This is a genomic window from Rhodococcus sp. B7740, from assembly GCF_000954115.1.
Taxonomy (GTDB): Bacteria; Actinomycetota; Actinomycetes; order Mycobacteriales; family Mycobacteriaceae; genus Rhodococcoides.
In genome coordinates this window covers 4,625,446-4,650,135 of the sequence record NZ_CP010797.1, presented here as the reverse complement: position 1 = coordinate 4,650,135, position 24,690 = coordinate 4,625,446, and the positions used below count along the sequence as shown (strand labels likewise).

The following is a 24,690-nucleotide window of genomic DNA, read 5'->3' as shown; positions in this document are numbered from 1 at the left end:
GGACATGGACGACGAACAGCAGCCCACGGCCCCGGCGGAGCGAACGCAGGCGGTCTCGCGCACCGACGACAGCGAGCGCACCCGGGCGGTGTCGAGAACGCAAGCAGTGTCGGGAACGGACGGCGTCGAGCGTACTCAGGCCGTCTCGCGGTCGACGGTCGGCGATCCGACCCCGACATCGACGGCGTCACAGTCCGCTTCCACCCGCTCCAAGACGGGTCGATCGAGATCCGGTCGATCGCGCAGCACCGGCATTCGGCGACGACTCGGCGGCGGTCTGGTGGACGTGCCTCGCGTCGAACCGGTCGATCCCGCCACTGCAGTGATGTCGGATCCGACGGTGCCGCAGCACAAACGGTTCTGTTGGAAGTGCAATGCCAAGGTCGGTCGCAGCGAACCGGGTGAGCCCGACGTGGCGATGGGTATCTGCCCGCACTGCGGCGCCACGTTCGACTTCACTCCACTGCTGGAGCCGGGCGATCGCGTGGTCGGCCAGTACGACGTGCAGGGGTGCATCGCACACGGTGGGCTCGGCTGGATCTACCTCGCCATCGACCGCAACGTCAGTGACCGCTGGGTGGTCCTCAAGGGACTGCTGCATTTCGGGGACGAAGAGGCGCACGCGGTCGCGGTCGCGGAGCGACAGTTCCTCGCCGAGGTCGCCCACCCCGGCGTGGTGAAGATCTACAACTTCGTCGAGCAACCCCGCAGCGACGGCTCGACCGTCGGCTTCATCGTGATGGAATACGTCGGCGGTCGTTCGCTGCGCGACATCCTCACCGCCTGCGGTGACGGTGCCCGTCTGCCCGTCGAGCAAGCGTTGGCCTACGTACTCGAAGTGCTTCCGGCACTGGGCTATCTGCATTCGATCGGGCTGGTCTACAACGACCTCAAACCGGAGAACATCATGGTCTCCGACGACCAGATCAAACTCATCGACCTCGGCGCGGTCGCGGGCATCGAGGACTACGGCTACCTGTACGGCACGGTGGGTTATCAGGCACCGGAGATCGTGAAGACGGGACCGACGGTGGCGTCGGACATCTTCACCGTCGGCCGCACACTCGCGGTGTTGACGCTGGACATGCCGTCGAAGAACGGCAAGTACCTCGACGGCCTACCCTCGGCCGAGGAATCCGAAGTGCTACAGCAGTTTCCGTCGTTGCATCGACTGCTGCTGCGCGCGACGCACGAGGACCCCACTCGGCGGTTCCGATCCGCGGACGAGTTGGCCGGGCAGGCCACCGGCGTGCTGCGTGAGATTCTGGCCATCAGGACAGGTGTCGAGCGGCCCGGACTGTCGACGGTGTTCAGCCCGCCCCGTACGACCTTCGGCACCGAGCAGTCGGTGGGACGCACCGACACCTACGTGGACGGTACGGTACGCCACGAACGAATGACGGCCGCCGAAGTGGTTGCTGCGCTTCCGGTTCCACTGGTGGACCCCAACGATCCGAGCGCGCCGTTGCTGGCGGCGGCCGTACACGTCGAACCGCGACAGACCCTGGACTCGCTGCAGCACGCCAAACGCAACGGCATCGAACGCGTCACCGCCGGGGCCGAATCGGGCCGCTCCGCAGGTTCGTCGAGTCCGGTGGAACTGAGCCTCGAGATCACGCTCGCCGAGGTCAAGGCCCACCTGGATCTCGGGAACGTCGTCGATGCAACCGACATCCTGGCGAAGGTGCAGTCGACCGACCACACTGCCGACCCGTGGCGGGTGCAGTGGTACGCGGGCCTGATCGCGCTGCTGCATCACGAATACGATTCTGCGTTCACCCATTTCGACAACGTGCTCGGTGCGATGCCCGGCGAACTCGCGCCCAAGCTCGCTCTCGGAGCCACGTCGGAACTGCTCGGGCATGTGGCCGCGGGCGACAAGGAGGAAGCCGAGAAGTGGCGGGCCCGCGCCGAGGGCCTGTACCGAGCGGTGTGGCGAACCAATCGTGGCATCGTCAGCTCGGCGTTCGGCCTGGCGAGGCAGTTGCAGCGCCGAGGCGATCAGACCGGTGCCATCGCCGCGCTCGATCAGGTGCCGATCAGCTCGCGGCACTACTCCATGGCCCGCATGACCAGCGTGTTGACGTTGCTGATGGATCGCTCGCGAGCCGAGCTGTCCGAGGCCGATTTCCGTTCTGCAGCACGTCGAGTGGCGCTGCTACCCAAAGCCGAGAGCCGGGCGTTGCAGATGCGGACACTGGTGCTGGCGATGGCCCTGGACTGGATCGTCTCCGGCCACGCCGCCACAGCCGAGCGAGAACCCATTCTCAGCGTCCCGTTCACCGAGGACGGGTTGCGGCGCGGCACCGAGAAGGGCCTTCGCGCACTGGCCCGCAACGCCACCGATCGCGCCCACCGCTTCTCGCTGGTGGATCTGGCGAACGCGATCAGACCACGGTCGCTCTTCTGACTGCAGCGCTGTTCTAGCTGCCTTCTCGGACGAGGTCGTCCGCCGCACGAGCGATCGCCAGCTCCTCGTCGGTCGGCACCACCAACACCGTGACGGCAGACGCGTCGGTCGAGATCACCCGAGCCTGTTTGCTGCGCAGCGCATTACGCTCGGCATCGATCTCGATGCCGAAGCCCTCGAGATTCGCCAGGGCATCCGCACGCACCGCTGAGGCGTTCTCACCGACACCGGCGGTGAACGTGATGGCGTCGAGCTTGCCCAAGCCGATCATGTACGCGCCGATGTACTTGCGGAGACGATGAATGTAGACCTCGTACGCCAGACGTGCGGAGGCGTCCCCGTCGTCGATGCGCTGCTGCAGTTGTCTGAAGTCGTTGACCCCGGACAGTCCGATCAGGCCGGAGCGACGGTTGAGCAGGTCGTCGATGTCGTCGACGCTCATGCCTGCACTGCGTCGCAGGTGCATGATCACACCGGGGTCGATATCCCCACTGCGGGTACCCATCACGAGCCCTTCGAGTGGAGTCAGTCCCATCGAGGTGTCGACCGCCTTGCCCCCTGCGACGGCCGAGGCCGAGGCACCGTTGCCCAGATGCAGCACGATCTGGTCGATGTCGGCGAGGTCGCGACCGAGGAACTGCGCCACCTGCTCGGACACGTACCGATGCGAGGTGCCGTGGAAGCCGTAGCGCCGAATGTCGTGCTCGGCAGCGACGGTTGCGTCGATGGCATAGGTCGCGGCGGCGTCGGGCAGGGAATGAAAGAAGGCCGTGTCGAACACGGCCACGTGCGGCACGTTCGGCAGCTGCTTCCTGGCGACCTCGATGCCCAGCACGTTCGGCGGATTGTGCAGCGGCGCAAGGTTGCTCAGATCGGAGATCTGTTGCACGACGGAGTCGTCGATGATCGTCGGACGGTAGAAGACCGTCCCGCCGTGGACCACACGGTGCCCGACGGCGGTGACCGATTCCAGTTCGACGCCTGCGTCGGCGAGCATCTCGAAGGCCAGGGCCAGACCGGCACCGTGATCGTCGATGCGCTGGACTCGCTCGACGGTCTCGCCCCGGTGGTCGAGTTCGACGCGTCCGTCGGACTCACCGATGCGCTCGACGAGCCCGCTGGCCACGGACTCCCCCGAGCCGGGGTCGACCAGTTGGAACTTGACCGAGGACGAGCCGGAGTTGACGACGAGGATACTCACTTGCCCTCCCCATCGGCCTCGGCGATGCCCTGTGCCTGAATCGCGGTGATCGCGACGGTGTTGACGATGTCCTCGACCAGCGCGCCGCGCGAGAGATCGTTGACGGGCTTGCGCAGGCCCTGCAGAACGGGTCCGACGGCGACCGCACCGGCACTGCGCTGGACGGCCTTGTAGGTGTTGTTGCCGGTGTTGAGGTCCGGGAAGATGAACACCGTCGCACGGCCTGCAACGTCGGAGTCGGGCAGCTTCGACGCGGCGACGGACGGTTCGATCGCCGCGTCGTACTGAATCGGACCCTCCACGAGCAGTTCCGGATTGCGTTCGCGCACAAGCGCTGTGGCTTGCCGTACCTTGTCGACATCGGCTCCGGAACCGGACTCACCGGTGGAGTACGACAGCATCGCCACCCGCGGCTCGATACCGAACTGGGCTGCTGTCTGCGCGGAGGACAAGGCGATGTCGGCGAGTTGCTCGGCCGTCGGGTCGGGTACGACGGCGCAGTCGCCGTAGGCGAGAACACGATCGGACAGGCACATCAGGAAGATGGACGACACGGTCGATACGCCCTCGGTCGTCTTGATGATCTCGAACGACGGCTTGATGGTGTGCGCGGTGGTGTGCGCGGCACCGGAGACCATGCCGTCGGCAATTCCTTTGTGCACCATCATCGTTCCGAAGTACGAGATGTCGGCCATGATCTCGCGGGCACGGTCGATCGTCATGCCCTTGTGTTTGCGCAGCTCGGTGTACTCGGCGGCGAAGTCCTCGGCGTAGTCGCAGTTCTTGGGGTCGAGAACCGTAGCGCTGTCGAGATCGACGCCCAGTTCCGATGCGCGTCGTCGAATGGGGCCCTCCTCGCCGAGGATCGTCAGGTCCGCGACCTGACGCTGCAGCAGACGTCCGGCAGCCCGGAGGATGCGATCGTCACCGCCCTCCGGAAGCACGATGTGTTTGCGGTCGGCGCGGGCTCGGTGGATCAGCTGGTACTCGAACATCTGCGGGGTCGTGATGGTGGGGATGGCGATGTCGAGCCGCCCCAGAAGGGTTTTCGCGTCGACCCGCTGTTCCATCAGTCCGAGTGCGGTGTCCACCTTGCGCTGCGATCCCACCGCCACGCGGCCGCGCGTCTGCGCTGCAGCGGAGGCGGTATCGAAGGTGCCGAGCTCGGTGGTCAGAATCGGCAACCGGGGGCCGAGCCCTGCCACCAGACGAGCGATCGCCGGATGGGGTTCGATGCCGCCGTTCATGATGATGCCGGCCAGTGAGGGAAAACCCTCCGCCTCATGGGCATTGACGAGGGCGAGCAGCACGTCGGACCGGTCCGCCGGCGCGATGACGACGACGCCCTCGGTGAGGCGTTCGAGGATGTGTTCGGCCGTCATACCACCGACCATGACCCGCAACGCTTCTCGCTGCAGCAGCGACGAGTCACCGGAGTACAGGGAACCGTCCACCGCCTCGAGCAGCTCCGCCACCGTCGGCGCGACGAGCAGTGGGATCTCCGGTAGCGACCACGCAGGCACGCCGACCGACGCCAAGGCGTCGGTCACCGCATCGAGATCGTCCGGCGCGCAACGGTTGGCCACGATCGCAGCCAGGTGGGCATGATGCTGACGCAGCTCGCCGTGGCACAGAGTGGCCAGCTGCGCGATCTCGTCGGGCGTGCGACCGGACCCGCGCAGCGCAAGCAGCACGGGGGCACCGAGATTCACGGCGATGCGAGCATTGAAACCGAGCTCACTGGGACTGCCGACGTCGGTGTAGTCGCTGCCCACGATCACCACGGCGTCGCACTGAGCGGCCACCTCGTGGTACCGGTTGACGATCTCGCTGAGCGCTGCATCCGCATCGGCGTGCACCTGCTCGTACGTGACACCGAGCGACTGCTCGTACGTCAGATCTGCGGTGGTGTGCTCGACGAGCAACTCGAGGATGTAATCCGGCTCGTCGGTGGAGCGGGCGATGGGACGAAACACCCCGACCCTGGCCGCGGACGCGGCGAGCATCTGCAGCACACCGAGCGCGATGGTCGACTTCCCGGTGTCCCCTTCCGGTGACGCGATGTAGATGCTCGAGGGATACATGTCCGACGCGTCGGTGCCGCTGGGCTCAGCCATGCCCGCCAGCCTAGTAGGGGTCGTTCCGCAGGCTCCACTCCTGCCCAGTGGTTGCGGTGTTGACACCGGGCGCGGTCGGGTTGTCCCATGAACCATGGCCGAATCACCGTTCCCGGATGTGCGCTGGGGCAGCGAAACCTCGTTCATCCGCAAGCCCGCCGTGAAGTTCGCGTCGACGAAGCCCGGTTCGTGGGTCATCAGGAACCTCGCAGGCGTCGACCGGTGGTTGCTGACCAAGTCCGACGGCCGCTTCACCGTCCTCGGCCCCATCGCGGCACCGGTGGTGTTGCTGACCACCACCGGCCGCAAATCCGGCAAACCCAGGACCAGCCCGCTGCTGTACTACCGGGAGGCCGACAAGATCTACGTCGTCGGATCGAATTTCGGTCAGCAGCACCACCCGGCGTGGACGTCGAACCTGCTCGCCGACCCGAAGGCCGTCGTGGCCATCGGCGGCAAGAAGATTCCGGTGACGGCCACCCGCATCACCGGCGACGAGAAGGCACGCATCTACCGCCAGTTCGACGCGATGGTCGAGGTGTACGGCGAATACGAGACCAGGACCGACCGCGACATGCGATTGTTCGCACTCACGGCCGATCGCTGATCTCGTCGGGAGTCAGCCGAGCTTGCGCAGGCGCGGCGCGAGGTCCTTCTCGAACAGTTCGAGGAACCTCTTCTGATCGTGGCCCGGTGCGTGGAACACCAGGTGGTTCAGGCCTGCGTCGGTGTACTGCTTGACCTTCTCCACTGCCTCGTCCGGGTCCGATGCCACGATCCAGCGCTTGGCGACCTGTTCGATCGGCAGCTCGTCGGCGGCCTTCTCCATCTCGATCGGATCGTCGATCGAGTGCTTCTGCTCCGGCGTCAGTGACAGCGGTGCCCAGAAGCGGCAATTCTCCAGCGCCAGTTCGGGATCGGTGTCGTAGCTGATCTTGATCTCGATCATCCTGTCGATCTCACCGGCGTCGCGCTCGGCTTTGCCCGCGCCCTCTTCCACCGCGGGAAGCAGTTTGTCGGTGTAGAGCTCCATGCCCTTGCCCGAGGTGCAGATGAATCCGTCGCCCGCACGTCCGGCATACCGCGCCACCACCGGACCACCGGCCGCGATGTACACCGGGATGCCACCCTCGGGAACGTCGTAGATCGACGCGCCCTTGGTCGTGTAGTACTCGCCCTCGAAGTCGACCCGGTCGCCGAGCCACAGCTCACGCATCAACCGCACCGACTCACGCAGGCGCGCGAATCGTTCCTTGAACTCCGGCCATTCGCCGGTGAACCCGGTGGCGATCTCGTTGAGCGCCTCACCGGTACCCACACCGAGCATGATGCGTCCGGGATACAGGCAGCCCATGGTCGCGAACGCCTGCGCGATGACCGACGGGTTGTAGCGGAACGTCGGCGTCAGCACCGAGGTGCCGAGCTGGATCGTGTTGGTGCGTTCACCGACGGCCGTCATCCATGCCAGCGAGAACGGCGCATGGCCACCCTCGTGACGCCACGGCTGGAAGTGGTCACTGACCGTCGCCGAATCCATACCGTGCTGCTCGGCCAGCACACCGAGCTCGACCAACTCCCGCGGCCCGAACTGCTCCGCCGATGCCTTGTAACCGAGTTTGAGACCCTGCGCCACGCCGAACTCCTGTCGTTGGTCGTCCTAGTTCTTCGATTGTGCACCCGCGGTGGTCGGCTGAGTACTACTGGATCCCCAGAACCGTGACCACTGCAGCCAGCAAAGCCACCGCACCGATACCGATCGCGAAGATCCACAGGTCTCGAGACTCCGGCATCGGTGCACCGTTCTCCAGAGCATGTCGAACGCGCAGCCACCGCCGTAGGCCGATGATCGGTGCCGCTGCGGCGAGGCCGATGAGAATCAGACCGAGGGTCGTCCGAACCCATCCCGTGCTGAAATCGGGAACCAGGTGAACGATCGCGATTCCGCCGGCCAGGAGCCCGAGCGACGTCCGCAGCCAGGCGAGAAAGGTGCGCTCACTGGCGAGCGTGAACCGCTCGTCGGGGCGTGTCACTGCCGTGCGGTCATGCGCTCGCGAATCAGATGGGCAACCGATTCAGGATCGTCGGGGGTGAAGACCGGCGAGATGCGGCGGATGGTGAGCACCACTGCAGTGTCCTTCTTGGGACGCATCACGTCCAGCGGAAGCCACTGGTCGATCCAGGACGCACCCCACAGCCGCCACCGCCCGTTCCAGTTGCCGAGAACGGCGGTATCGACCGCGCGAATCCTGCCGTAGGGCACGAACTTCTTCGTGGCGAAGGGGAAGTAGTAGTACCTCAGGGTGACGCCTGCCTCGTCGAGACGGACCAATCCGTCGTCGTAGATCACATCCCTATTTGTTCGCACAGGTAACGGTATGCCTTCGGGCTCAGAGCGCGCAACAGCGAATTTCGGAACCTATCGCGCGTTCGGCGCGGGCGTACGGACCAACGTCAGCTGCGAGGTTCGACGCAACTCGAATCCGATGGAGAGGTAGAGCTCGATGGCGCGGACGTTCGCGTCCGACGCATGCAGGAACGGCTCCTCACCGCGGGCGCGAATACCGTGACCGACGGCGCGAACCAGATCCGTCGCCAGACCCTGTCCGCGGAAGGCCGGGTCGGTGCACACCGCGCTGATCTCCGTCCACCCCGGAGGGTGCATGCGCTCGCCCGCCATCGCGATCAGCGCGCCATCGCGTCGAACACCGAGGTACGTGCCGAGTTCGATGGTGCGGGGCAGGAACGGTCCCGGCTCGGTGCGGCCGACCAGATCGAGCATCTCCGGGACGTCCGCGGCCGTCAGCTCGACCGCCTCGGCGAAGGGCCGCGTCTCGAGATGCGTGCCGACCAGCTGCACCAAGCCGAAGGTCTCCACGTGCGACCAGCCCTCGGGCAGTGCACGTTCCGGACCGTTCAGCCCTACGACGGTGCGTGGCCCGAACAGAGCGGCGATGTCGTCCCAGTCCTGGGACTCGAGCACGTCGGGGTGCACCAGGAACGGAGACACCTCGGGATCGGCCCGCACGATCCGTCCGCGGCTGACGGCGAACCGCGAGAGCGAGCCCTCGAGGGAACAACGAACGGGGTCGTCGAGAGGATGAGCAGACACGACAGACAGCGTCGCACGAACCGACACACGGCTTTGCGTGCCGTCGGACTCGACACCAATACTTATACCGGTATCGTTGTTCGGCATACGTCGAAAGGCACCACATGATCGAGATCCTCCCTCCCAGCAAGATCCCCCTCGCGCGCGAATCCGGCGCCCTGGTCGCCGGAATACTTCGGACCGTCCGCGAACGCGCCACAGTCGGCACCAATTTGCTCGAGATCGATCAGTGGACCAAGGAGATCATCGAGGGAGCCGGGGCGACGTCCTGCTACGTCGACTACGCGCCGTCGTTCGGGAGCGGGCCCTTCGGTCACTACATCTGCACTTCCGTCAACGACGCTGTGCTGCACGGTCTCCCGCACGATTACTCTCTTGCCGACGGCGATCTGCTCACCCTCGATCTGGCCGTGATACTCGGCGGTGTGGCGGCGGACTCGGCCATCAGTTTCGTCGTGGGCGAGGCCCGAGGAGAAGACACCGCGATGATCGAGGCCACCGAACGAGCATTGGCCGCAGGCATCGACGCAGCTCGCCCCGGCAACAAGATCGGCGACATCTCCCATGCCATCGGCACGGTCCTCGGTGCCGCCGGCTATCCGATCAACATGCAGTTCGGCGGCCACGGCATCGGCTCGACGATGCATCAGGACCCGCACGTGTCCAACTCCGGACGGCCGGGCCGTGGCTACGGCCTTCGACCGGGTCTGATGCTGGCACTGGAGCCGTGGATCATGGAGAACACAGACGAGCTGGTCACCGACCCCGATGGGTGGACCTTGAGAAGCTCGACGGGATGCCGCACCGCGCACAGCGAGCACACCGTGGTCATCACCGACGACGGTGCCGAGATCATGACCCTGCCCAAGCTCTGACCCTCGATCGACTCACCATCGTTTCTCGAAGGTGTTGGAGAACGGGAGCACGTCGTAGGGCGCGAACACCGGGATACGGGTGTAACCGCTTTTCTCGTACAGCCGGACTGCGTCGGGTTGACGGTCTCCGGTTTGCAGGATCAGCCGCGGCAGTCCCTGCTCACGAGCCGCGTTCTCCGAGGCGACCAGCAGTGCCGTCGAGACGCCTGTTCCACGGTGGTCCACGTGGACGAACATTCGTTTGAGCTCGAGGTCGAGCCCGTTCCACCGCAGTGCCGCATGGCCGACCGCCTGCTCGACCCCCTCGGCATCGCGGCGGTAGACGACGAACGTGCGGTGCACCGTGCCCTCGTCGACGGCATTGGCCTGGGTCTTCGCCATCAGGGCAGCGCGATCTGCGTAGCGAGGACCCACCTCGGCGGCCATCTCGGCCCGGAGAGCGTCGGCGTCGGGATGATCCCAGTCGACGGAACGGGTGATGAGGTCGGTGCGAGGGTGGAGTGCGTCGGTCACGCCTGATCGCAACACGCGCGAGATCCTCCGGTCAACCGTTGCAATCACGGTGAGCGCATCCCTGACGAAACCTCACCCCATCGATCATTCTGTGACTGTGAACGAGAACTGTCGCTGCCCACGCTGACCATCCGACCCAGTTCTGCAGCGCACGTTCGTCACAGGAGACAACCAGCCATGAGCACCGAAGCCACAGTCGTCCTCCGCATTTCGGACTCGGGCACGTCGTCCTTGCAGGGATTGACCCGCCCACAACTGCACGCACTCGCCGATGCCCTTCGTGGCGCAGCGAAAAGCTATGCCCCGCATGCGAAGATCCTCACCCGATTCGACGTGCGGGTCAACGAACTCAACGCTCCTCTGGTGATCGACCTGCCGGCTCGCGACGTGATCGTCGGCGGCAAGAGTGTGCGCCTCAGCCACACAGAGTTCGAGATCTTCGCGTATCTCGCACAACGCCCTCGCGTTGTCGTGAATCGGTCGGAGCTCAGCGGTTCCGACGGCGGTCGCAGCGTCGACGTACACCTGTCGAGGGTGCGAACCAAACTCGGACACTTCGGCCGACTGATCACCACGGTCCGCGGGGCCGGCTACCGGTTCGACCCGGAGCCGGGCATCCGCGTCATCACCGACCCGACCGTACTGCGGAGCGCGTGACCGTTACTGCGACAGTGCGACGGACCTGCGACGACGATTTCGGCGAACGACAACGAAGACCAGCAGAGCCACGAGGACCACGGCGATGATCGCGCCCAATGCCGTCGCGCCGCGGAAGCCCGGTGCGCTGGTGTCGAGAGTGCGTTCGCCGGCATGAGCGGCATTGCTGGTTCCGAGAACGATGGTGAGTGTCAATAGGTTCGGGATGGCGGTGACGACAGCCAGGATGACCGATCCGATCGCCAGTTGCTTTCCTGCCCTGCCTTTGCGAACCGACCATGCGCTCCAGAAGAACACCAGCGGCGCGAAGGTGCAGACGATGCCGAACAGCAGTCCCCACAAGATGCCCTTGGTGAACGTGCGATCGGCCAGTTCCTCGACCCGCAGACTCCACCAGCGCGGTAGGAAAGCCGCGAGGATGAAATACGCGATCAGCAGAAGCACGATGCCCGCTCCGACGAGGATGGCGCGTCGTTTCCAGTTGGCCGAACTGGTCGACGGTGCGGGCGTGGTCGGATCTGCAGTCATGTCGCAATCGTAGATCGTGCGGAGCGCTACCCCCCGCGAGTCGAGACCCGATCGTTAGCTGGACCGCCCGCGAACGAACGACATTAGACTCCTCGGTCATGGTCGCCGACTCCCTGCGCGAATGGCTCATCGACTCGGATCCGGCGCTGCGTTGGCAGGTCGAGCGCGACATCGTGAACGAATCCCCCGCGATATGGGAGGCAACGCGCGCACGAGTGCCGACCGAAGGGTTCGGTGCACGACTATTGGCGCTGCAGGACGCGGACGGCCAATGGGCGGGTGGTGCGTACTTCCCTGCCGGCTTCGACGGTTCGGCCGAACCGGGGCAACCCTGGACCGCAACCACCTGGTCGCTGAACTCGCTGCGCGAATGGGGTGTCGACCCAGCCGTTCTGCAATCGCGTCGCACCGCAGAACTGCTCGCGGAGAACAGCCGGTGGGAGTACGAGAACCTGCCGTACTGGGGCGGCGAGGTGGACTGCTGCATCAATGCGTGGACCCTCGCCAACGGGCTGTGGCTCGGTGCCGACGTCGAGGGCATCGTCGAATGGTTTCTCGCGCACCAACTGCAGGACGGTGGATGGAACTGCGAGTGGGTCGACGGTTCAACCCGATCGTCGTTCCACTCGACGCTGAACTCGCTGAAAGGATTGCTGGCGTACGACGCGGCCACCGGTGCCACGATGGAGACGCGGGCCGCACGACGCACCGGTGAAGAATATCTGCTGACGCGAAAGCTGTTGTACACGTTGTCCACCGGCGAGGCGGTCGGACCCTGGGTGAGTCGCTTCGTCCACCCGTTCCGCTGGATGTACAGCGCTCTCAACGCACTCGATTATTTTCGGCACGCGTCTCTGCTCGACGGAACGCCGCCGGATCGTCGTCTGGAGGAGGCAATCGGAGTCGTCCGGGCCGCCCGACAGAGCGACGGAACGTGGTTGCAGGGTCGAACCCTGTCCGGTCGGGTCTGGTTCGAGACCGACGTGCCGGAGGGCGAACGCTCGAAGTGGCTGACCCTGATCGGAACCCGCGTACTGACATGGTGGGATTCATACGACCGCTGAGGGTGCGGGCCAACCCCCGTCCGTATTCAGCCGCGAATACCGAAGTCGACGGCAGCGTGGGTGCAGGCAGGTTGTGATCCCAGACGATCGATGATGGCCGTCAGGCGTCTTCTGAGCCAGGTCATGAACGCGACGCTAGGCTCGCCGCCCGAATAGCGCACCCGTTGCAATCACGCTGATTCGAAGGCCTGGCGCTACCGATCCTGTTCCGTCGACCTCCAAGAAGATCCGGTCTCCCGTTCGAAAGCTGGTCGCACGTCGACCGTGTCGTACACGATCGACAGTGTTGTGATCCGGCCGTCGTCGTCGAGTTCGGCGACATCGACGACGTCGAACGGGGCAGCCACCCCGGAGGGTAGCCGCCAGTCGAAATGGAACCAGAACGTGACGAGCCGCGTTCCTGCCGAGGTGCGCCCCTCTGACACGCCCTTCGACGTCAGCTCCGCGCTGTCGGTATCGATGAACAAAGCGCGATAGAAGTCGGGTGCGGGAGTCGGACCGTACAACGGCGAATGCACAACGGCACCTGGCGCGAACAGACTCACGATCGCATCGAGGTCGGCGCGATGGAGGGCGTCGAGGTAGCTCTTCACAAGGTCGTCCGTGGCCGAGTTCATGCGCCAACGCTAACCGATCGCAGAACGTCCGCGGCGGCCCGCCACAGAGCGGATCGCACAGCTCCCGCGTCAGGGAATCAGGACGAACTTTCCGCGCGGGTGCGTCGACTGCAGTTCGGCGTGCGCCCTCGCGGCGTCGGAGAGCGGGAAGGTCTTGGCGACCGTCACTTCGATGACTCCCGCGGCGGCCTGCTTCAACAGCGCGGGCGATGCGAGGCGTCGACGCTCCATGCTTGCCGGCCCACCGACGGTCGAGAACCCGTCCGCTTCAGCACGGCCGAAGGCGGCCGTCGTCACCAAACGTGCTCGGTCCGTGAGCACTTCGAGAGAGACATCGATGGCCTCGTCGGTACCCACGGCATCGACGGCTGCATCGATACCGTTCGGGGCAGCCGCACGAACACGATCGAGCAAGCCATCACCGTATTCGACGGGCTCGGCCCCGAATGCACGCAGTGCGTCGTGATTCTGTGCGCGTGCGGTTCCGATGACGGTGGCACCGCGCTCTTTCGCGAGCTGGGCCACGACGGATCCGACGCCGCCTGCGGCCCCGTGCACGAGGACCGTGTCACCGTCTTTCACGGCGACGGATTCGAGTGCGTCGTAGGCCGTTCCGGCTACGGCCAGCACTCCGGCAGCAACGTTCCAGTCCAATGCGGCCGGCTTCGGAAAGACGAACCGTGCGGGAATCAGAATCCTCTCGGCGTAGGTACCGTTTCGGCCCGACACGATCACGGCGTCGCCGACGGCGATGGGTCCAACCGGCCCCTCGACGTCTCCGCCGACCGCAACGACGATGCCCGACGCCTCACTGCCCAACGCGATCGGGAGCTTGGATTCGTCGGTGCCGAACGCGCCGCTGTAGCTCTTGTAGTCGAAGGGATTGACGCCGATCGCCTTCAGCTCGACCAGGACCTCACCGTCGGACGGTTCTGGAACCTCTCGTTCGACGATCTCGATGACGTCCGGCCCACCGTAGGACGCTGCCACTGCTGCTCGTGTCATGGAATCTCCAACGGTCGGTGCGGTGAGTATGTTCCGATCACACCCGTAGTCGCGGCAGTCCCCACTCCTTACCGAGCAGCTCGTACGAACGCAACCGATCCACGTGATCGTAGGTCACCGAGGTGAGCACCAGTTCGTCCGCGCCCGTCGCCTCCTGCAACGCCTCCAACCTGTCCGTCACGGTGGCTGCGGATCCGACGAACTGGGTCTCCACCCGATCGGCGACGAGCCGATACTGCTCGTCGGTCAACGGCGTGGCACTGTCGGGATTCGGATACTCGGCGGCACCGTGTCCACTGCGAATGCTGTACACCCACTGCGGAAACGACGCTGCCAGCCCACGTGCCTGCTCGTCCGATTCCGCGACGACCACATCGGCCGATACCGCCACGTACGTCTCGGACAGATCTGCCGAGGGCACGAAGGATCGGCGATACTCGTCGATCGCGTCGAGCGTCGTGCCCGGGCTGAAGTGATAGCTGGCCGCGAAGGGCAGACCACGCGCACCTGCCTCACGCGCGGTCGGCCCCGCGCTGCTGCCGAAGAGCCACACCGACAAGCCCGCACCCGCACCCGGCCTCGCCGTCAACGGCACACCGTCCCGTTCGTAAGTCCCGGCGAGCAGCGCGGCCAGATCGTCGAGCTGACCGACGAAATCCGGTGCCTGCGCCTCGGGCTGTTGCAGCGCCGCCAGGGACGCCGAGAGCAGTGGGGTCCTACGTGGTGCAGCCTCCGCCGGTGCGGGAGGAAAGAGCCCACTGGGATCGGGCGACGACACACGCTCGGGCATCCCCCGCCCATCGCCTGCGACCGCCTCGGCTCGTCGCTGACCCGACCGACCGACCCCCAGATCGATCCTTCCCGAATACAACGCGTCGACGGTCCCGAACGATTCGACGACAGCTGCGGCCGTGGTGAATCCGAGTTGAACGGCCGCCGATCCGACGCGAATCCTGTTGGTGGCAGCAGCAATCAGGCCGATCAGCACCGCGGGCGACGAACTCGCGACCCCGACAAAATGGTGCTCGGCCACCCAATAGCGCTCGTAGCCCCACTCCTCGGTCTGGCGTGCAAGGTCGACCGTGTTTCGCAGCGCTTGCTGGACGGTGGACCCCTCGCTGATCGGGGACAGATCGAGAACGGACAATGGAACTCGGGTCATCTCGGGTTCTTTTCCCCTGCCTCGACGGCGATGGTCAGCCTGTTCTCGGTAGGCGCAACCGGGCACGTCGCGTAGTCGGTGAACGCACACGGAAGGTTCGATGCCCGGTTGAAATCGAGAACGACGGTGCCGTCCACCGGTGCGGGCACTGCCAGGATCCGTGCAGCCGGATAGGTGGTCACCCCGCTCGTGGCGTCGGTGAACAGGACCTTCAGACCATTGCCGTTGCCACCGAAGGCAATCAGCTGCGCAGAGGCACCGGCCAACTCGAAGTCGAGAGTGCCCACGGCCGAGTGGTGATGTTCGAGTCCTTCCACCACGGCTCCGGTCGTGACGGTCACCGGAGAGTCGTACGGGGTGAACGTCCCGGTGGCAACGAACTCCTCGTCGGGCTCGTAGGCCGGGATGCCGTCGTAGGACTGCAGGGTCTGCGCTTTCGGGTCGTGCACCCGCAGCGCGACCGAACCGGTCCGACGGATCACCTCGATACGCCGATCTCCGTCCTGCACCAGGATGCCCGGTGCGCCCTCCACCGGATTCAGCGCGGTCACGCCATCGAACCCCTCGACGGTCACCGAATCGGCGTCGGCCCTCCACCGGCCGGGAAGATCCGCGACGGTCTCGAATTCATCGGTCAGCCAATACAACCCGGTCAACGACACCCAACCGAGGGGATCACCGTAGGACGCCTCTCGCTCGGCATGCCATTGCTTCCAGTCCTGCTCGAAATCGCTCATGATGCTCGCACTCCTTCTCGCTGTTCGTACGGGTGCCGCAGACCGAGGTGCTCGCGCAAGGTGGTGCCGGTGTATTCGGTGCGGAAGCTGCCGCGGTCCTGCAATTCCGGAATCACTCTGTCGACGAATTCGTCGAGGCCGGCAGGGGTGATGTGCGGGACGAGAATGAAGCCGTCGCTCGCGTTGTTCTGCACGTAACCGTCGATCTCCTCGGCCACGTGCGCAGGGGTTCCGACGAACTGCTGCCGCGTCGTCATCGCGATGATCAGTTCACGAATACTCAGGTTGTCTGCTTCGGCTCGCTCGCGATACTGCTGGGCGATGGTTCTGGGGTCGCCGTGTCTCGCACGGCCACGGGTGATCGACACATCGCCGCTGGGTTCGATGTCGGGCAGTGGCCCGTCGGGATCGTATGCGGACAGGTCCTGTCCCCACACCTGTTCGAGGAACGCGATGGCCGTCCTGCCGCTGACCTGCTGATGCCGGATGTGATCCGCCTTCTCGGCGGCGTCCTGCGCAGAATCTCCGAGCACGAACGTCGCCGCGGGCAGCACCTTCAGGTCGTCGTGATCGCGGCCGTACTTGGCGAGCCGACCCTTCACGTCGGAGTAGAACTTCTGTCCGTCCTCGAGAGTGCCGTGGATGGTGAAGATCGCGTCGGCCTTGGCGGCACCGAATTCTCGACCTTCGTCGGAATCGCCCGCCTGCAACAGAACCGGATGTCCCTGCGGACTGCGCGGCAGCGTGAAGCGGCCCTCCACATCGAACTGGGGTCCGGAATGCCGGACCGTTCCGATCTCCGATTCGCGGCCGAAGACTCCACGCTCGCGATCGACGACGAACGCGTCGGACTGCCATGAGTCCCAGAACTTTCGCGCGACGTCGATGACCTCGTTGGCACGCACGTAGCGGTCGGCACGATCGAGGTAGCCGCCCCGCCGAAAATTCTCGCCCGTGAACGCGTCCGAGGACGTCACCATGTTCCATGCCGCTCTACCGTCGGACAGGTGATCCAGCGACGAGAACTGTTTGGCGAGCTCGAACGGCTCGTTGAAGGTCGTGTTGATCGTCCCGGCCAGTCCGAGCCTGCTCGTCACCGACGCAAGCGCGTTGAGGACGGTGAGCGTATCGGGTCGCCCTACTACATCGAGGTCGTGAATCTTGTTGCGGTGCTCACGCAGTCGCAGCCCTTCGGCGAGGAAGAAGAAGTCGAACAGGCCGCGTTCGGCCGATTCGGCGAGGTGTACGAACGAATCGAACTCGATCTGGCTTTTCGACTCCGGATCGGCCCAGACGGTGGTGTTGTTGACGCCCGGGAAATGGGCACCCAGATGAATCTGCTTCTTCGTCACAGGCTCTTCCCTTCGCGTGCATAGAGATTGGCCGGACGTCTCAGGCCGAGACGCTCGCGCAAGGTCGATCCGCTGCGGGTGTCCGTGGCCGGTAGTGCTGCCACTCCGGACGGCAGCGCGAGCGGTACCAGCGTGACTCCGTCCAGGCCGGCCGCCTCGACGGATCCGAGGAGCAGGTGCAAGCCCGCCAGGTCGCCGATATGCGACACGGACTCGGCGACTCTGACGTGCCCCGCCCAGTTGTCGAGCTGAGCGAGTTCTTCAGCGGCAGAATCGGATACCAGGGTCTCCACATCCAACAGAACGAACACGTCGGCCGGGTCACGGCCTTCCGCAACGACGGCCCGTCGAATACGGGCGGCAACAGTGGCCGCATTCTCGACTGTGTCGGCGGCGATGCGGACGATGTCGGCGCGCGCCGCGGCCACCGACACGGACTCCGTGGAGTCCACGCGGATCACGACGAGCGGCTGCCCCTGCGGAGACCTCGGAGTGATGGACGGGCCCTTGACCGAGAAGTTCTCACCCTCGAAGTCGATGTAGTGCAGCTTGTCTCGGTCGATGAACCGCCCCGACTCGACGTCGCGAATCTCGGCGTCGTCCTCCCAGCTGTCCCAGAGCCTGGTGACGACCTCGACTGCCTCGTCCGCCTCACGCCACAGACTACTGTTGTCCTGCTCCGCTTTCCGACCGAACAGCGCTGCCTGCTCGGCTCCCGGACTGACCTCGACCTGCCACCCGGCCCGGCCGTGGGATGCGAAATCCAGGCTCGCGATCTGCTTCGAGATGTGAAACGGCTCGGTGTGCGTGACGGTGATCGTGGGCACCAGCCCGATCTTCTCGGTGAGGGCGGCTGCCCGTGCCGCGACGGCTGCGGCCTCGAGCGTCCGACTGGCGAACGAATCGCCCAGGAAGGCGACATCGACACCTGCTCGATCTGCAGCCTGGAGCTGGTCGATCCAGAATCCTGCTGTGAACACTTCTTCGGCGCGGGAGTCGGGGCAACGCCAGGCCTGCGAATGTGCGCCGGTGCCTTTCAGCTCGATCGCGGTCAGGAACAGCGTGTCAGACACTGGTGCTCGCTTTCTCGTGCGCGCTTCCGGGGATGGCCCCGAGTAGCTCGCGGGTGTAGTCCTGCTGTGGATTGTCGAACAGTGCTGCGGTGTCGCCGTATTCCACGATGACTCCGGATTGCATCACGGCCACGGTGTCGCTGATCTGACGCACCACGGCCAGATCGTGGGAGATGAAGAGGTAGCTCAGACCCAGCTCGGACTGCAGGTCGCCCAGCAGCGTCAGGATCTGCGCCTGCACCGATACGTCGAGGGCCGAGACCGGCTCGTCGAGCACCACCAGCTCCGGCGCGAGGGCCAACGCGCGGGCGATGGCGACGCGCTGACGCTGCCCACCGGAGAGCTCGGCCGGCCGCCGGGCCAGGTAATCGCTGGTGAGTGCCACCTGATCGAGCAGCGTCCTGGCACGCTCGGAACGCTCACGCGAGGTACCGACCTTGAACGCGTCCAACGGTTCTCGCACGATCTCCCCGACGCGCAACTTCGGGTTCAGTGAGGCGTACGGGTTCTGATAGACGATCTGTACACGCCGCCGCAGTTCACGCTTGGCCTTGCCACGCAGACCCGTGATGTCCCTGCCGTCGAACGTGACCGACCCCGACGACGCGCTCTCGAGACCGATCGCGATGCGCGCCAACGTGGATTTGCCGGAACCGGATTCGCCGACGAGCGAGACCGTCCGCCCACGTTCGACGGTCAATGTGGCTCCCTTGACCGCATCGAGGTGGACGCCGCGGCCGATGGTGAAGCGCTTCGAGACGTCGCCGACCGTCAGGATCGGCTCGCCGACCGTGGGGCGCGCGGGTCGTACGGCGGTGTTCAACGAGGGCGCTGCAGCCAACAGCTGACGTGTGTACGCGTGGGTCGGGTTCGCCAGCACCTCTGCAGTGGGGCCGGATTCGACGATCCGTCCTGCGCTCATGACGATGAGGCGGTCGGCTCTGTCCGCAGCCACGCCCAGGTCGTGGGTGATCAGCAGGACCGCGGCACCGGTCTCGGCGATCCTGGTGTCGAGATGGTCCAGGATGCGACGCTGGACGGTGACGTCGAGGGCGCTGGTCGGCTCGTCGGCGATCACCAGTTCCGGGCGGCACGCGAGAGCGATTCCGATCAATACGCGCTGACGCTGCCCACCGGACAGGTCCTGCGGATACTGCCGCGCCCGCACCTCGGGGTTGTCCAGCCCGGCTTCGGTGAGGATCCGAATCGCCTCGATCTTCGCGGAGCGGCGATCGGCCAGACCGTGCACCCGCAGCACCTCGGCAACCTGGTCGCCGACGCGAACAACCGGGTTCAGCGAAGTGGTCGGATCCTGCGGGACGAGCCCGATGTGGCGGCCGCGCAACCGGTTCAGCGTCTTGTCCGACGCCGTATCGAGCCTTTGCCCGTCGAACGTCACCGATCCGCCCACGATGCGTCCGGAACCCGAGAGCAGGCCGATGAGGGCGTGCGCAGTCGTCGACTTTCCGGAGCCCGATTCACCGACCACGGCCACCACTTCACCGCGGTCGACGGTGAACCCGATGCCGGAGACGGCGGTCGTCTCACCGTAATTGACGTGCAGATTCTCTACTTCGAGAATGGGGCTCATCGCGATCGCCTCTCGAGTGCATGCCCGAGGCGGTGCGCGGACACGACGACAGCCACGATCACCAATCCCGGCAATGTGGTCATCCACCATGCGGTGGCCAGGAAGTTGCGGCCCTCGGAAATCAGCGATCCCCACTCCGGGGTGGGCGGAGCAGCACCGAAACCGAGGAAGCTGAGCGCCGATACCGCGAGAACCGCCATACCGAATTCGACTGCAGCGAGAGCGATCACAGGGCCGTACGAGTTTCTGAGGATGTGCCTGCGGAAGACATCGAACCACCGCACACCCGAGGCGTACGCCGCTTCGACGTACAGCGATCTGCGCACCCGCAGTACCTCCGAGCGCATCACTCGGGCGAAGTTGGCTATCAGCGTGACTCCGACGGCGATAGCGACGTTCACGGTGCCGAAGCCCAGTGCGGTCACCAGCGCCAACGAAAGCAACAACGTCGGAATCGACAGCAGGACATCGACGATTCGCATCAGCACCGCGTCCACGATTCCGCCGACGGCGCCCGAGACCAGACCGATGATCGAGCCGACCACCAGTGCGATACCGACCGCCAACAGCGTTGCCGTCAGCGACAGTCCGGAACCGTGGACCACTCGGGTGAAGACGTCACGGCCGATGTTGTCGGTGCCGAACCAGTGCGACGCGCTGGGTGCCTGGAGCTTGTCGGCCGGCGTGCCGACCAGCGGGTCGCCGCTGGCGAACACGGACGGGAACAGCGCGAACCCGAGAGCCGACAACAGCACGATCACGGAGGCACCGAGCCAGATGTGTTTCACCACGTCTCGCAGACCTCGTCGCCGCGTGGGTACCGGTGCTGCTTCGCTTGCCTCGGGACTCGTCGAATGGACGGCAGGTTCACGAATCAGGATGTCAGACATGAGCTTTCTCCGGTTCTGCACTGGCCTGCGCGGGCCGGTATTCGCGCACGATGCGCGGATCGATCAGCGGATAGAGCAGGTCGACTGCGAGATTGACCAGGACGAAGACCAGCGAAGTGAGAACGACGATGCCCTGCACCACCGGAATGTCCTGCGCCAGCACCGACGTCTGGGTCAGACGTCCCACTCCTGCACGCGAGAAGACCGTCTCGACCACTACCGATCCGGCCAGCAGGGTGCCGACCAGGACCCCGGCAATCGTGAAGGCGGGGATCGAGGACAGTCGCAGAACGTGTCGAGTTTGCACCCGCAGGCGTGAGACCCCCTTGGCACGAGCCACATCGACGAACGGCTGCTTCCACGTGGTGGCCATGCTGGTGGCCAGAACCTGGGCGATCACAGCGCCGGTCGGTAGAGCGAGCGTCACGGCAGGTAGCACCAACGACGCTGCGCCTGCGTCACCGAATGCGGGGAACCAGCGAAGTCGGAACGAGAACAGTTGCAGCAGCAGCAGTCCTACCCAGAACGTCGGCACGGCCACCCCGAGCGGTGGGAGGGCGAGCAACAGGTTCTTCAGCCATGCGATCTGGGTGTACGTGGCGGTGTAGGCCACCGCGGATCCGAACACGACCGCCAGCACCAGGGCAGTGGCCGCCAGACCGAGTGTGCTGGGCACCGCGTCGAGGATGGCCGTCGTCACCGGTTGGCCGGTGGCAATGGACAATCCGAAGTCGCCCTGCACGGACCCGACCAGTGAATGCCAATACTGCACCAGCACCGGCTGATCCAGGCCGTAGCGAGCCTGCAGTTCGGCGATGGCCGCAGCGTCCGCCGGCGTGCCCGATCCGGCCGAGTCGACGGCAAGACTGACCGGGTCCGAGGGAAGGAGGAAGAGAACGATGAACGAGATGGTGAAGGCGGCCCACAGCACCGCAAGTGCCTGCAGTACTCGCTGCCCGATGTAGCGGATCACGGCGCTACTGCCCGCTCAGCCAGGTGTCGAAGAACTGCAGGCGGGCCGAGGCCTCGAACTTCAGATCCTGCACCGCCGAAGCCGCGCCGACGGCCTGCGAGAGCTCGATCGTGGGGATCCACAATCCGTTGTCGAGGATCTGTTCCTGCGCGGTTGCGAGAATCTCGTTGCGCGCTGCAACGTCCGTGGCCGAGAGCTGCTCCGTCAACGATGCATCCAGATCCGGAATCGGGCCGCGCGCATTGAGGTTGCGGCCGTCGACTGCGAACGAAGTGCGCAGAATGTCGCCGTCGGCGCGGGTGCTGTTGTAGTACGTGGAGTCGTAGTCCTTGGTGCCTTGCCGCGCCGTCGCCTCCGACGTGGACACCAGCTCGAGCTGTAGGTCGACGCCGACCGCGCGCAACTGCTGCTGGGTCAACTCCAGGATCGCCTGGTTGCCGGCGAACACGGCCGAATACATGACCTTGAAACTCAGCTTCTGTCCGTCGTTTTCGCGTATTCCGTCAGCACCGGGAACCCAGCCCGCGGCGTCGAGGAGCGACTTCGACTTCTCGGGATCGTAGGTGACATCTGCGAGTTCGACGTAGCCCGGGGTAGCACTGGCCAATGTGCTTGTGGCCGTTCGGAAGTCCGGTCCGAGGACCGTGTCGACGAGTTCCTGACGATTGATCGCCGGCACCAGAGCCGTCCGGACGGCGGGGTCCTGCAGCGCACCGCGAGTGACGTTGGGCTGAATGCCGAACGGAACGCCGGGGTTGGATGTCGTGAGGATCCGGCCACCGACCGCCTCGATCTGCGGCGCGTCCTGCGGCAGCGCGTCACTGACCGCGTCGAGCTGGTCGGAGGACAAACTGCCGGTACGTACACCCGACTCGGGCACGATGGTGAATTCGATGCGGTCCAGGTACGCCTCGCCCTCGTGGCCGAATACCGCAGAGCCCCAGTTGTATCCGGTTCGCTTGGCCAAGGTGACGGAGCGGTCCTGCTGGTAGTCCGCGTAGGTGAACGGTCCCGATCCGATGTTGGTACCCAAGCACCGCGACTCGGCCGACTGCGCCGACGTCGCAGTGGACTGGATTCCCAGCTGAGGTGTCGAACTCGCCTGGAGGAACTGCGCATTGGGTGCCGAGAACTCGATGCGGACCGTGAGCGGATCGACGACCGTGGCACCCTGATATCCGGTCAGGTAGCTGGCGGCCAGTGGCGCCTTGGCGGCACCGAGGGTTGCGGTGATGGCATCGAAATTGTCCTTGACGGCGGTGGCGTCGAGCGGGGTGCCGTCGCTGAACGTCACTCCGTCTTTCAGCTGGAAGGTGAACGACCTCGCGTCGGGACTCACTTCCCAGCTCTCGGCCAACCACGGTTCGATCTCGCCGGTCTCCGGATCTTGATCGGTGAGTGAGTCGACCACCTGTCGGGTGACATAGATCGTCTGATTGGTGCCGGACTGCGCGGGGTCGGAGCAGGTCGGGGCCCCGGACAGGCCGTAGCGCAGCGTGCCGCCCGGCTGGGCGGGGCCGGCATCGGCATTCGAGGTGGTGGCGCTACCAGCGCACCCGGCGAGCAGTGTGGCGGTGGCGGCGATTACTCCGGCCACCAAAAGAACAGGGCGAGTGGACACGTGGGTGTCTCCGGTATCTGGTCGATCGCACACGAACTCCCGCGTCCGAGCCACGTGTGCCCAGGAAGGAGGTCGTGCAGATGGTGAGGTGAGGTGTGGTGTCGAAAAGTACGGTGCCGAAATGTCAGCTAAGACAGGTCGAACCGTTCAGACGGCACAGATCCACATGGAGACGGCGGCAACCGTCGACGAAACCTGAGGCGACTCGGGTGTTCACGTAAATTCCTCCATCGGTCCCGGCGGTAGCACCCTCACCCGACGAGCGGGGGGTTGCTGCGACGTCATAGAGCCAGGTCTCTCGGTCGCTCTGGATGGTCCTACGTTTCAGATACTACGAGAGGGTCGGCGCAGTTGCCAACCGGGGTAGGAATTGCGCACGACGTGGGACTCGGAATGGACGGCGGCCGGAATCACCCCAACAGTCAGACGGCAACGGTCAATTCAGCGTCTTCGCTGCCGATAGGTTCCGAATCGATGTGTTGCTCTGACCTGTTCGATTCGTGATCGCACACGCGTCGCACCCAATAGCCGATTGTTTCGTCGGCCGCGGCGAACCGATCCAATACATCCACACACAGCCAAGTTGCGACCGAGAAATCCTGCTCCGCAGCATCCAGCCCGATCAGCGTCAACTCGTCGGCCACAGCAAGTAGCGCGTGGTCGACTTCGGAACCTGTGCGTTCGAGCCACGCCAACGCACGCCGCAGCAGCATCCAGTCGGATGCGAACACACGCTCGGTAGCCGATTGTCTGCACAGTTCCGCCGTCGCAGTGAGGGTCTCGACGACCGGTATGGACACTGCGCCGTCCAATTCGGCGAGCAGCCCTCTATCGGAGTCGATCAAGTCGGCCATATACCGCCAACGGGTGGGGAGGTCGAAGTCCTCGGACCACAATTCCGTCGTGCCGAATTGGAGTCGGGTGACCAATTCTCTCGGCGAACTGCACGAAGCGAAAAAGCGAAACGCGTCGTTCATCTCGATCATCCCCATTGGGTCACACGCAGCTGACGGACACCGGCTCGACACACGAGTGGCGGAGTTACTGACACGCAGCACGATCGTCACCGAAACCAGCGCCGCTGCTGTGGTCGTTAAGTCGGCCTTGACCGTTATTGAACGCCCTGACCAGCGCTGGCGCGACTCGGCGTTACGCAGAATCGACAACGTCACACTATCGATCCATCTGTTATGCG

General features: G+C 65.1%; 24 protein-coding genes and 1 riboswitch. Of the genes, 5 read left to right on the top strand and 19 right to left on the bottom strand.

The window, feature by feature from the left end:
* The first annotated feature begins 4 nt into the window (after positions 1-4).
* On the top strand, positions 5-2,410 hold the full coding sequence (locus NY08_RS21690; protein WP_045198727.1) for a serine/threonine-protein kinase: 2,406 nt from the start codon (positions 5-7) through the stop codon (positions 2,408-2,410).
* Positions 2,411-2,423: 13 nt separating this feature from the next.
* Here NY08_RS21690 and NY08_RS21685 read toward each other — a convergent pair whose 3' ends face one another.
* Together NY08_RS21685 and pta are read right to left on the bottom strand one after the other, a co-directional pair.
* Positions 2,424-3,611: an acetate kinase gene (locus NY08_RS21685; RefSeq protein ID WP_045198725.1), complete on the bottom strand. Its 1,188-nt coding sequence runs from the start codon at positions 3,609-3,611 to the stop codon at positions 2,424-2,426.
* Entirely contained in the window at positions 3,608-5,728 is a 2,121-nt protein-coding gene (gene pta, locus NY08_RS21680; protein ID WP_045198723.1) for a phosphate acetyltransferase, read from the bottom strand. The genes NY08_RS21685 and pta overlap by 4 nt, the downstream gene beginning before the upstream one ends.
* Before the next feature lie 94 nt (positions 5,729-5,822).
* Here pta and NY08_RS21675 point away from each other — a divergent pair, with 94 nt between their 5' ends.
* Complete coding sequence (locus NY08_RS21675; RefSeq protein ID WP_032393754.1) at positions 5,823-6,335, top strand: nitroreductase/quinone reductase family protein; 513 nt, start codon at positions 5,823-5,825, stop codon at positions 6,333-6,335.
* Between the two features lie 12 nt (positions 6,336-6,347).
* Here NY08_RS21675 and fgd read toward each other — a convergent pair whose 3' ends face one another.
* The 4 genes from fgd to NY08_RS21655 all read right to left on the bottom strand — a co-directional run bounded on the left by fgd (position 6,348) and on the right by NY08_RS21655 (position 8,837).
* Complete coding sequence (gene fgd, locus NY08_RS21670) at positions 6,348-7,361, bottom strand: glucose-6-phosphate dehydrogenase (coenzyme-F420) (protein ID WP_032380238.1); 1,014 nt, start codon at positions 7,359-7,361, stop codon at positions 6,348-6,350.
* A gap of 64 nt (positions 7,362-7,425) precedes the next feature.
* The gene (locus tag NY08_RS21665; protein ID WP_032393753.1) at positions 7,426-7,758 is read right to left on the bottom strand and encodes a YidH family protein; all 333 of its coding nucleotides are present in this window, start codon (positions 7,756-7,758) and stop codon (positions 7,426-7,428) included.
* A complete protein-coding gene (locus tag NY08_RS21660) occupies positions 7,755-8,075 on the bottom strand; it encodes a hypothetical protein (RefSeq protein ID WP_082073910.1) in 321 nt (106 codons plus the stop codon). The genes NY08_RS21665 and NY08_RS21660 overlap by 4 nt, the downstream gene beginning before the upstream one ends.
* Before the next feature lie 69 nt (positions 8,076-8,144).
* Positions 8,145-8,837 carry a GNAT family N-acetyltransferase gene (locus tag NY08_RS21655; RefSeq protein ID WP_144407414.1) on the bottom strand — a complete coding sequence of 231 codons (693 nt, stop codon included), beginning with the start codon at positions 8,835-8,837 and terminating at the stop codon, positions 8,145-8,147.
* 104 nt (positions 8,838-8,941) lie between these two features.
* Between NY08_RS21655 and map the strand changes: the two genes are divergently transcribed.
* Positions 8,942-9,712: a type I methionyl aminopeptidase gene (gene map / locus NY08_RS21650; protein ID WP_045198715.1), complete on the top strand. Its 771-nt coding sequence runs from the start codon at positions 8,942-8,944 to the stop codon at positions 9,710-9,712.
* Positions 9,713-9,724: 12 nt separating this feature from the next.
* Here the strand turns inward: map and NY08_RS21645 are convergent, their stop codons facing one another.
* A complete protein-coding gene (locus NY08_RS21645; RefSeq protein ID WP_082074070.1) occupies positions 9,725-10,138 on the bottom strand; it encodes a GNAT family N-acetyltransferase in 414 nt (137 codons plus the stop codon).
* 264 nt (positions 10,139-10,402) lie between these two features.
* Here NY08_RS21645 and NY08_RS21640 point away from each other — a divergent pair, with 264 nt between their 5' ends.
* A complete protein-coding gene (locus NY08_RS21640; RefSeq protein WP_032393750.1) occupies positions 10,403-10,882 on the top strand; it encodes a winged helix-turn-helix domain-containing protein in 480 nt (159 codons plus the stop codon).
* A 3-nt stretch (positions 10,883-10,885) separates the two neighbouring features.
* Here the strand turns inward: NY08_RS21640 and NY08_RS21635 are convergent, their stop codons facing one another.
* Positions 10,886-11,410, bottom strand: coding sequence for a hypothetical protein (locus NY08_RS21635; protein WP_032393749.1), 525 nt, complete (start codon positions 11,408-11,410; stop codon positions 10,886-10,888).
* Between the two features lie 98 nt (positions 11,411-11,508).
* On the opposite strand from NY08_RS21635, the gene NY08_RS21630 reads away from it, so the two are divergent.
* Positions 11,509-12,474 carry a squalene cyclase gene (locus NY08_RS21630; protein ID WP_045198713.1) on the top strand — a complete coding sequence of 322 codons (966 nt, stop codon included), beginning with the start codon at positions 11,509-11,511 and terminating at the stop codon, positions 12,472-12,474.
* 194 nt (positions 12,475-12,668) lie between these two features.
* Here the strand turns inward: NY08_RS21630 and NY08_RS21625 are convergent, their stop codons facing one another.
* The 11 genes from NY08_RS21625 to NY08_RS21575 all read right to left on the bottom strand — a co-directional run bounded on the left by NY08_RS21625 (position 12,669) and on the right by NY08_RS21575 (position 24,667).
* Positions 12,669-13,091 (bottom strand): nuclear transport factor 2 family protein, encoded by a 423-nt coding sequence (locus NY08_RS21625; protein ID WP_032393747.1) that lies wholly within the window; start codon positions 13,089-13,091, stop codon positions 12,669-12,671.
* Between the two features lie 69 nt (positions 13,092-13,160).
* Positions 13,161-14,096, bottom strand: a complete 936-nt coding sequence (locus tag NY08_RS21620) for an NADP-dependent oxidoreductase (protein ID WP_045198706.1) — start codon at positions 14,094-14,096, stop codon at positions 13,161-13,163.
* 37 nt (positions 14,097-14,133) lie between these two features.
* A complete protein-coding gene (locus tag NY08_RS21615; RefSeq protein ID WP_045198704.1) occupies positions 14,134-15,258 on the bottom strand; it encodes an LLM class flavin-dependent oxidoreductase in 1,125 nt (374 codons plus the stop codon).
* A complete protein-coding gene (locus tag NY08_RS21610; protein ID WP_045198702.1) occupies positions 15,255-15,995 on the bottom strand; it encodes a DUF1684 domain-containing protein in 741 nt (246 codons plus the stop codon). Before NY08_RS21610 ends, NY08_RS21615 begins: the two co-directional genes overlap by 4 nt.
* Positions 15,992-17,347 (bottom strand): NtaA/DmoA family FMN-dependent monooxygenase, encoded by a 1,356-nt coding sequence (locus NY08_RS21605; protein WP_045198701.1) that lies wholly within the window; start codon positions 17,345-17,347, stop codon positions 15,992-15,994. Before NY08_RS21605 ends, NY08_RS21610 begins: the two co-directional genes overlap by 4 nt.
* Entirely contained in the window at positions 17,344-18,420 is a 1,077-nt protein-coding gene (locus NY08_RS21600; protein WP_045198699.1) for an LLM class flavin-dependent oxidoreductase, read from the bottom strand. The genes NY08_RS21605 and NY08_RS21600 overlap by 4 nt, the downstream gene beginning before the upstream one ends.
* A complete protein-coding gene (locus tag NY08_RS21595) occupies positions 18,413-20,011 on the bottom strand; it encodes a dipeptide ABC transporter ATP-binding protein (protein WP_045198697.1) in 1,599 nt (532 codons plus the stop codon). The genes NY08_RS21600 and NY08_RS21595 overlap by 8 nt, the downstream gene beginning before the upstream one ends.
* Entirely contained in the window at positions 20,008-20,901 is an 894-nt protein-coding gene (locus NY08_RS21590; protein ID WP_045198695.1) for an ABC transporter permease, read from the bottom strand. Before NY08_RS21590 ends, NY08_RS21595 begins: the two co-directional genes overlap by 4 nt.
* Positions 20,894-21,874, bottom strand: coding sequence for an ABC transporter permease (locus NY08_RS21585; protein WP_045198693.1), 981 nt, complete (start codon positions 21,872-21,874; stop codon positions 20,894-20,896). The genes NY08_RS21590 and NY08_RS21585 overlap by 8 nt, the downstream gene beginning before the upstream one ends.
* A 4-nt stretch (positions 21,875-21,878) precedes the next feature.
* A complete protein-coding gene (locus NY08_RS21580) occupies positions 21,879-23,495 on the bottom strand; it encodes an ABC transporter substrate-binding protein (RefSeq protein ID WP_045198691.1) in 1,617 nt (538 codons plus the stop codon).
* Between the two features lie 224 nt (positions 23,496-23,719).
* Positions 23,720-23,813, bottom strand: a riboswitch (SAM riboswitch).
* A 104-nt stretch (positions 23,814-23,917) separates the two neighbouring features.
* Positions 23,918-24,667, bottom strand: coding sequence for a hypothetical protein (locus NY08_RS21575; protein ID WP_144407413.1), 750 nt, complete (start codon positions 24,665-24,667; stop codon positions 23,918-23,920).
* Positions 24,668-24,690: the final 23 nt, after the last annotated feature.

Coding starts and splice junctions, on each gene's coding strand:
- NY08_RS21690 (WP_045198727.1), top strand. CDS start 5: ATGGACGACGAACAGCAGCCCACGGCCCCGGCGGAGCGAACGCAGGCG.
- pta (WP_045198723.1), bottom strand. CDS start 5,728: ATGGCTGAGCCCAGCGGCACCGACGCGTCGGACATGTATCCCTCGAGC.
- NY08_RS21675 (WP_032393754.1), top strand. CDS start 5,823: ATGGCCGAATCACCGTTCCCGGATGTGCGCTGGGGCAGCGAAACCTCG.
- map (WP_045198715.1), top strand. CDS start 8,942: ATGATCGAGATCCTCCCTCCCAGCAAGATCCCCCTCGCGCGCGAATCC.
- NY08_RS21645 (WP_082074070.1), bottom strand. CDS start 10,138: ATGGCCGCCGAGGTGGGTCCTCGCTACGCAGATCGCGCTGCCCTGATG.
- NY08_RS21640 (WP_032393750.1), top strand. CDS start 10,403: ATGAGCACCGAAGCCACAGTCGTCCTCCGCATTTCGGACTCGGGCACG.
- NY08_RS21635 (WP_032393749.1), bottom strand. CDS start 11,410: ATGACTGCAGATCCGACCACGCCCGCACCGTCGACCAGTTCGGCCAAC.
- NY08_RS21630 (WP_045198713.1), top strand. CDS start 11,509: ATGGTCGCCGACTCCCTGCGCGAATGGCTCATCGACTCGGATCCGGCG.
- NY08_RS21625 (WP_032393747.1), bottom strand. CDS start 13,091: ATGAACTCGGCCACGGACGACCTTGTGAAGAGCTACCTCGACGCCCTC.
- NY08_RS21620 (WP_045198706.1), bottom strand. CDS start 14,096: ATGACACGAGCAGCAGTGGCAGCGTCCTACGGTGGGCCGGACGTCATC.
- NY08_RS21615 (WP_045198704.1), bottom strand. CDS start 15,258: ATGACCCGAGTTCCATTGTCCGTTCTCGATCTGTCCCCGATCAGCGAG.
- NY08_RS21610 (WP_045198702.1), bottom strand. CDS start 15,995: ATGAGCGATTTCGAGCAGGACTGGAAGCAATGGCATGCCGAGCGAGAG.
- NY08_RS21595 (WP_045198697.1), bottom strand. CDS start 20,011: ATGAGCCCCATTCTCGAAGTAGAGAATCTGCACGTCAATTACGGTGAG.
- NY08_RS21590 (WP_045198695.1), bottom strand. CDS start 20,901: ATGTCTGACATCCTGATTCGTGAACCTGCCGTCCATTCGACGAGTCCC.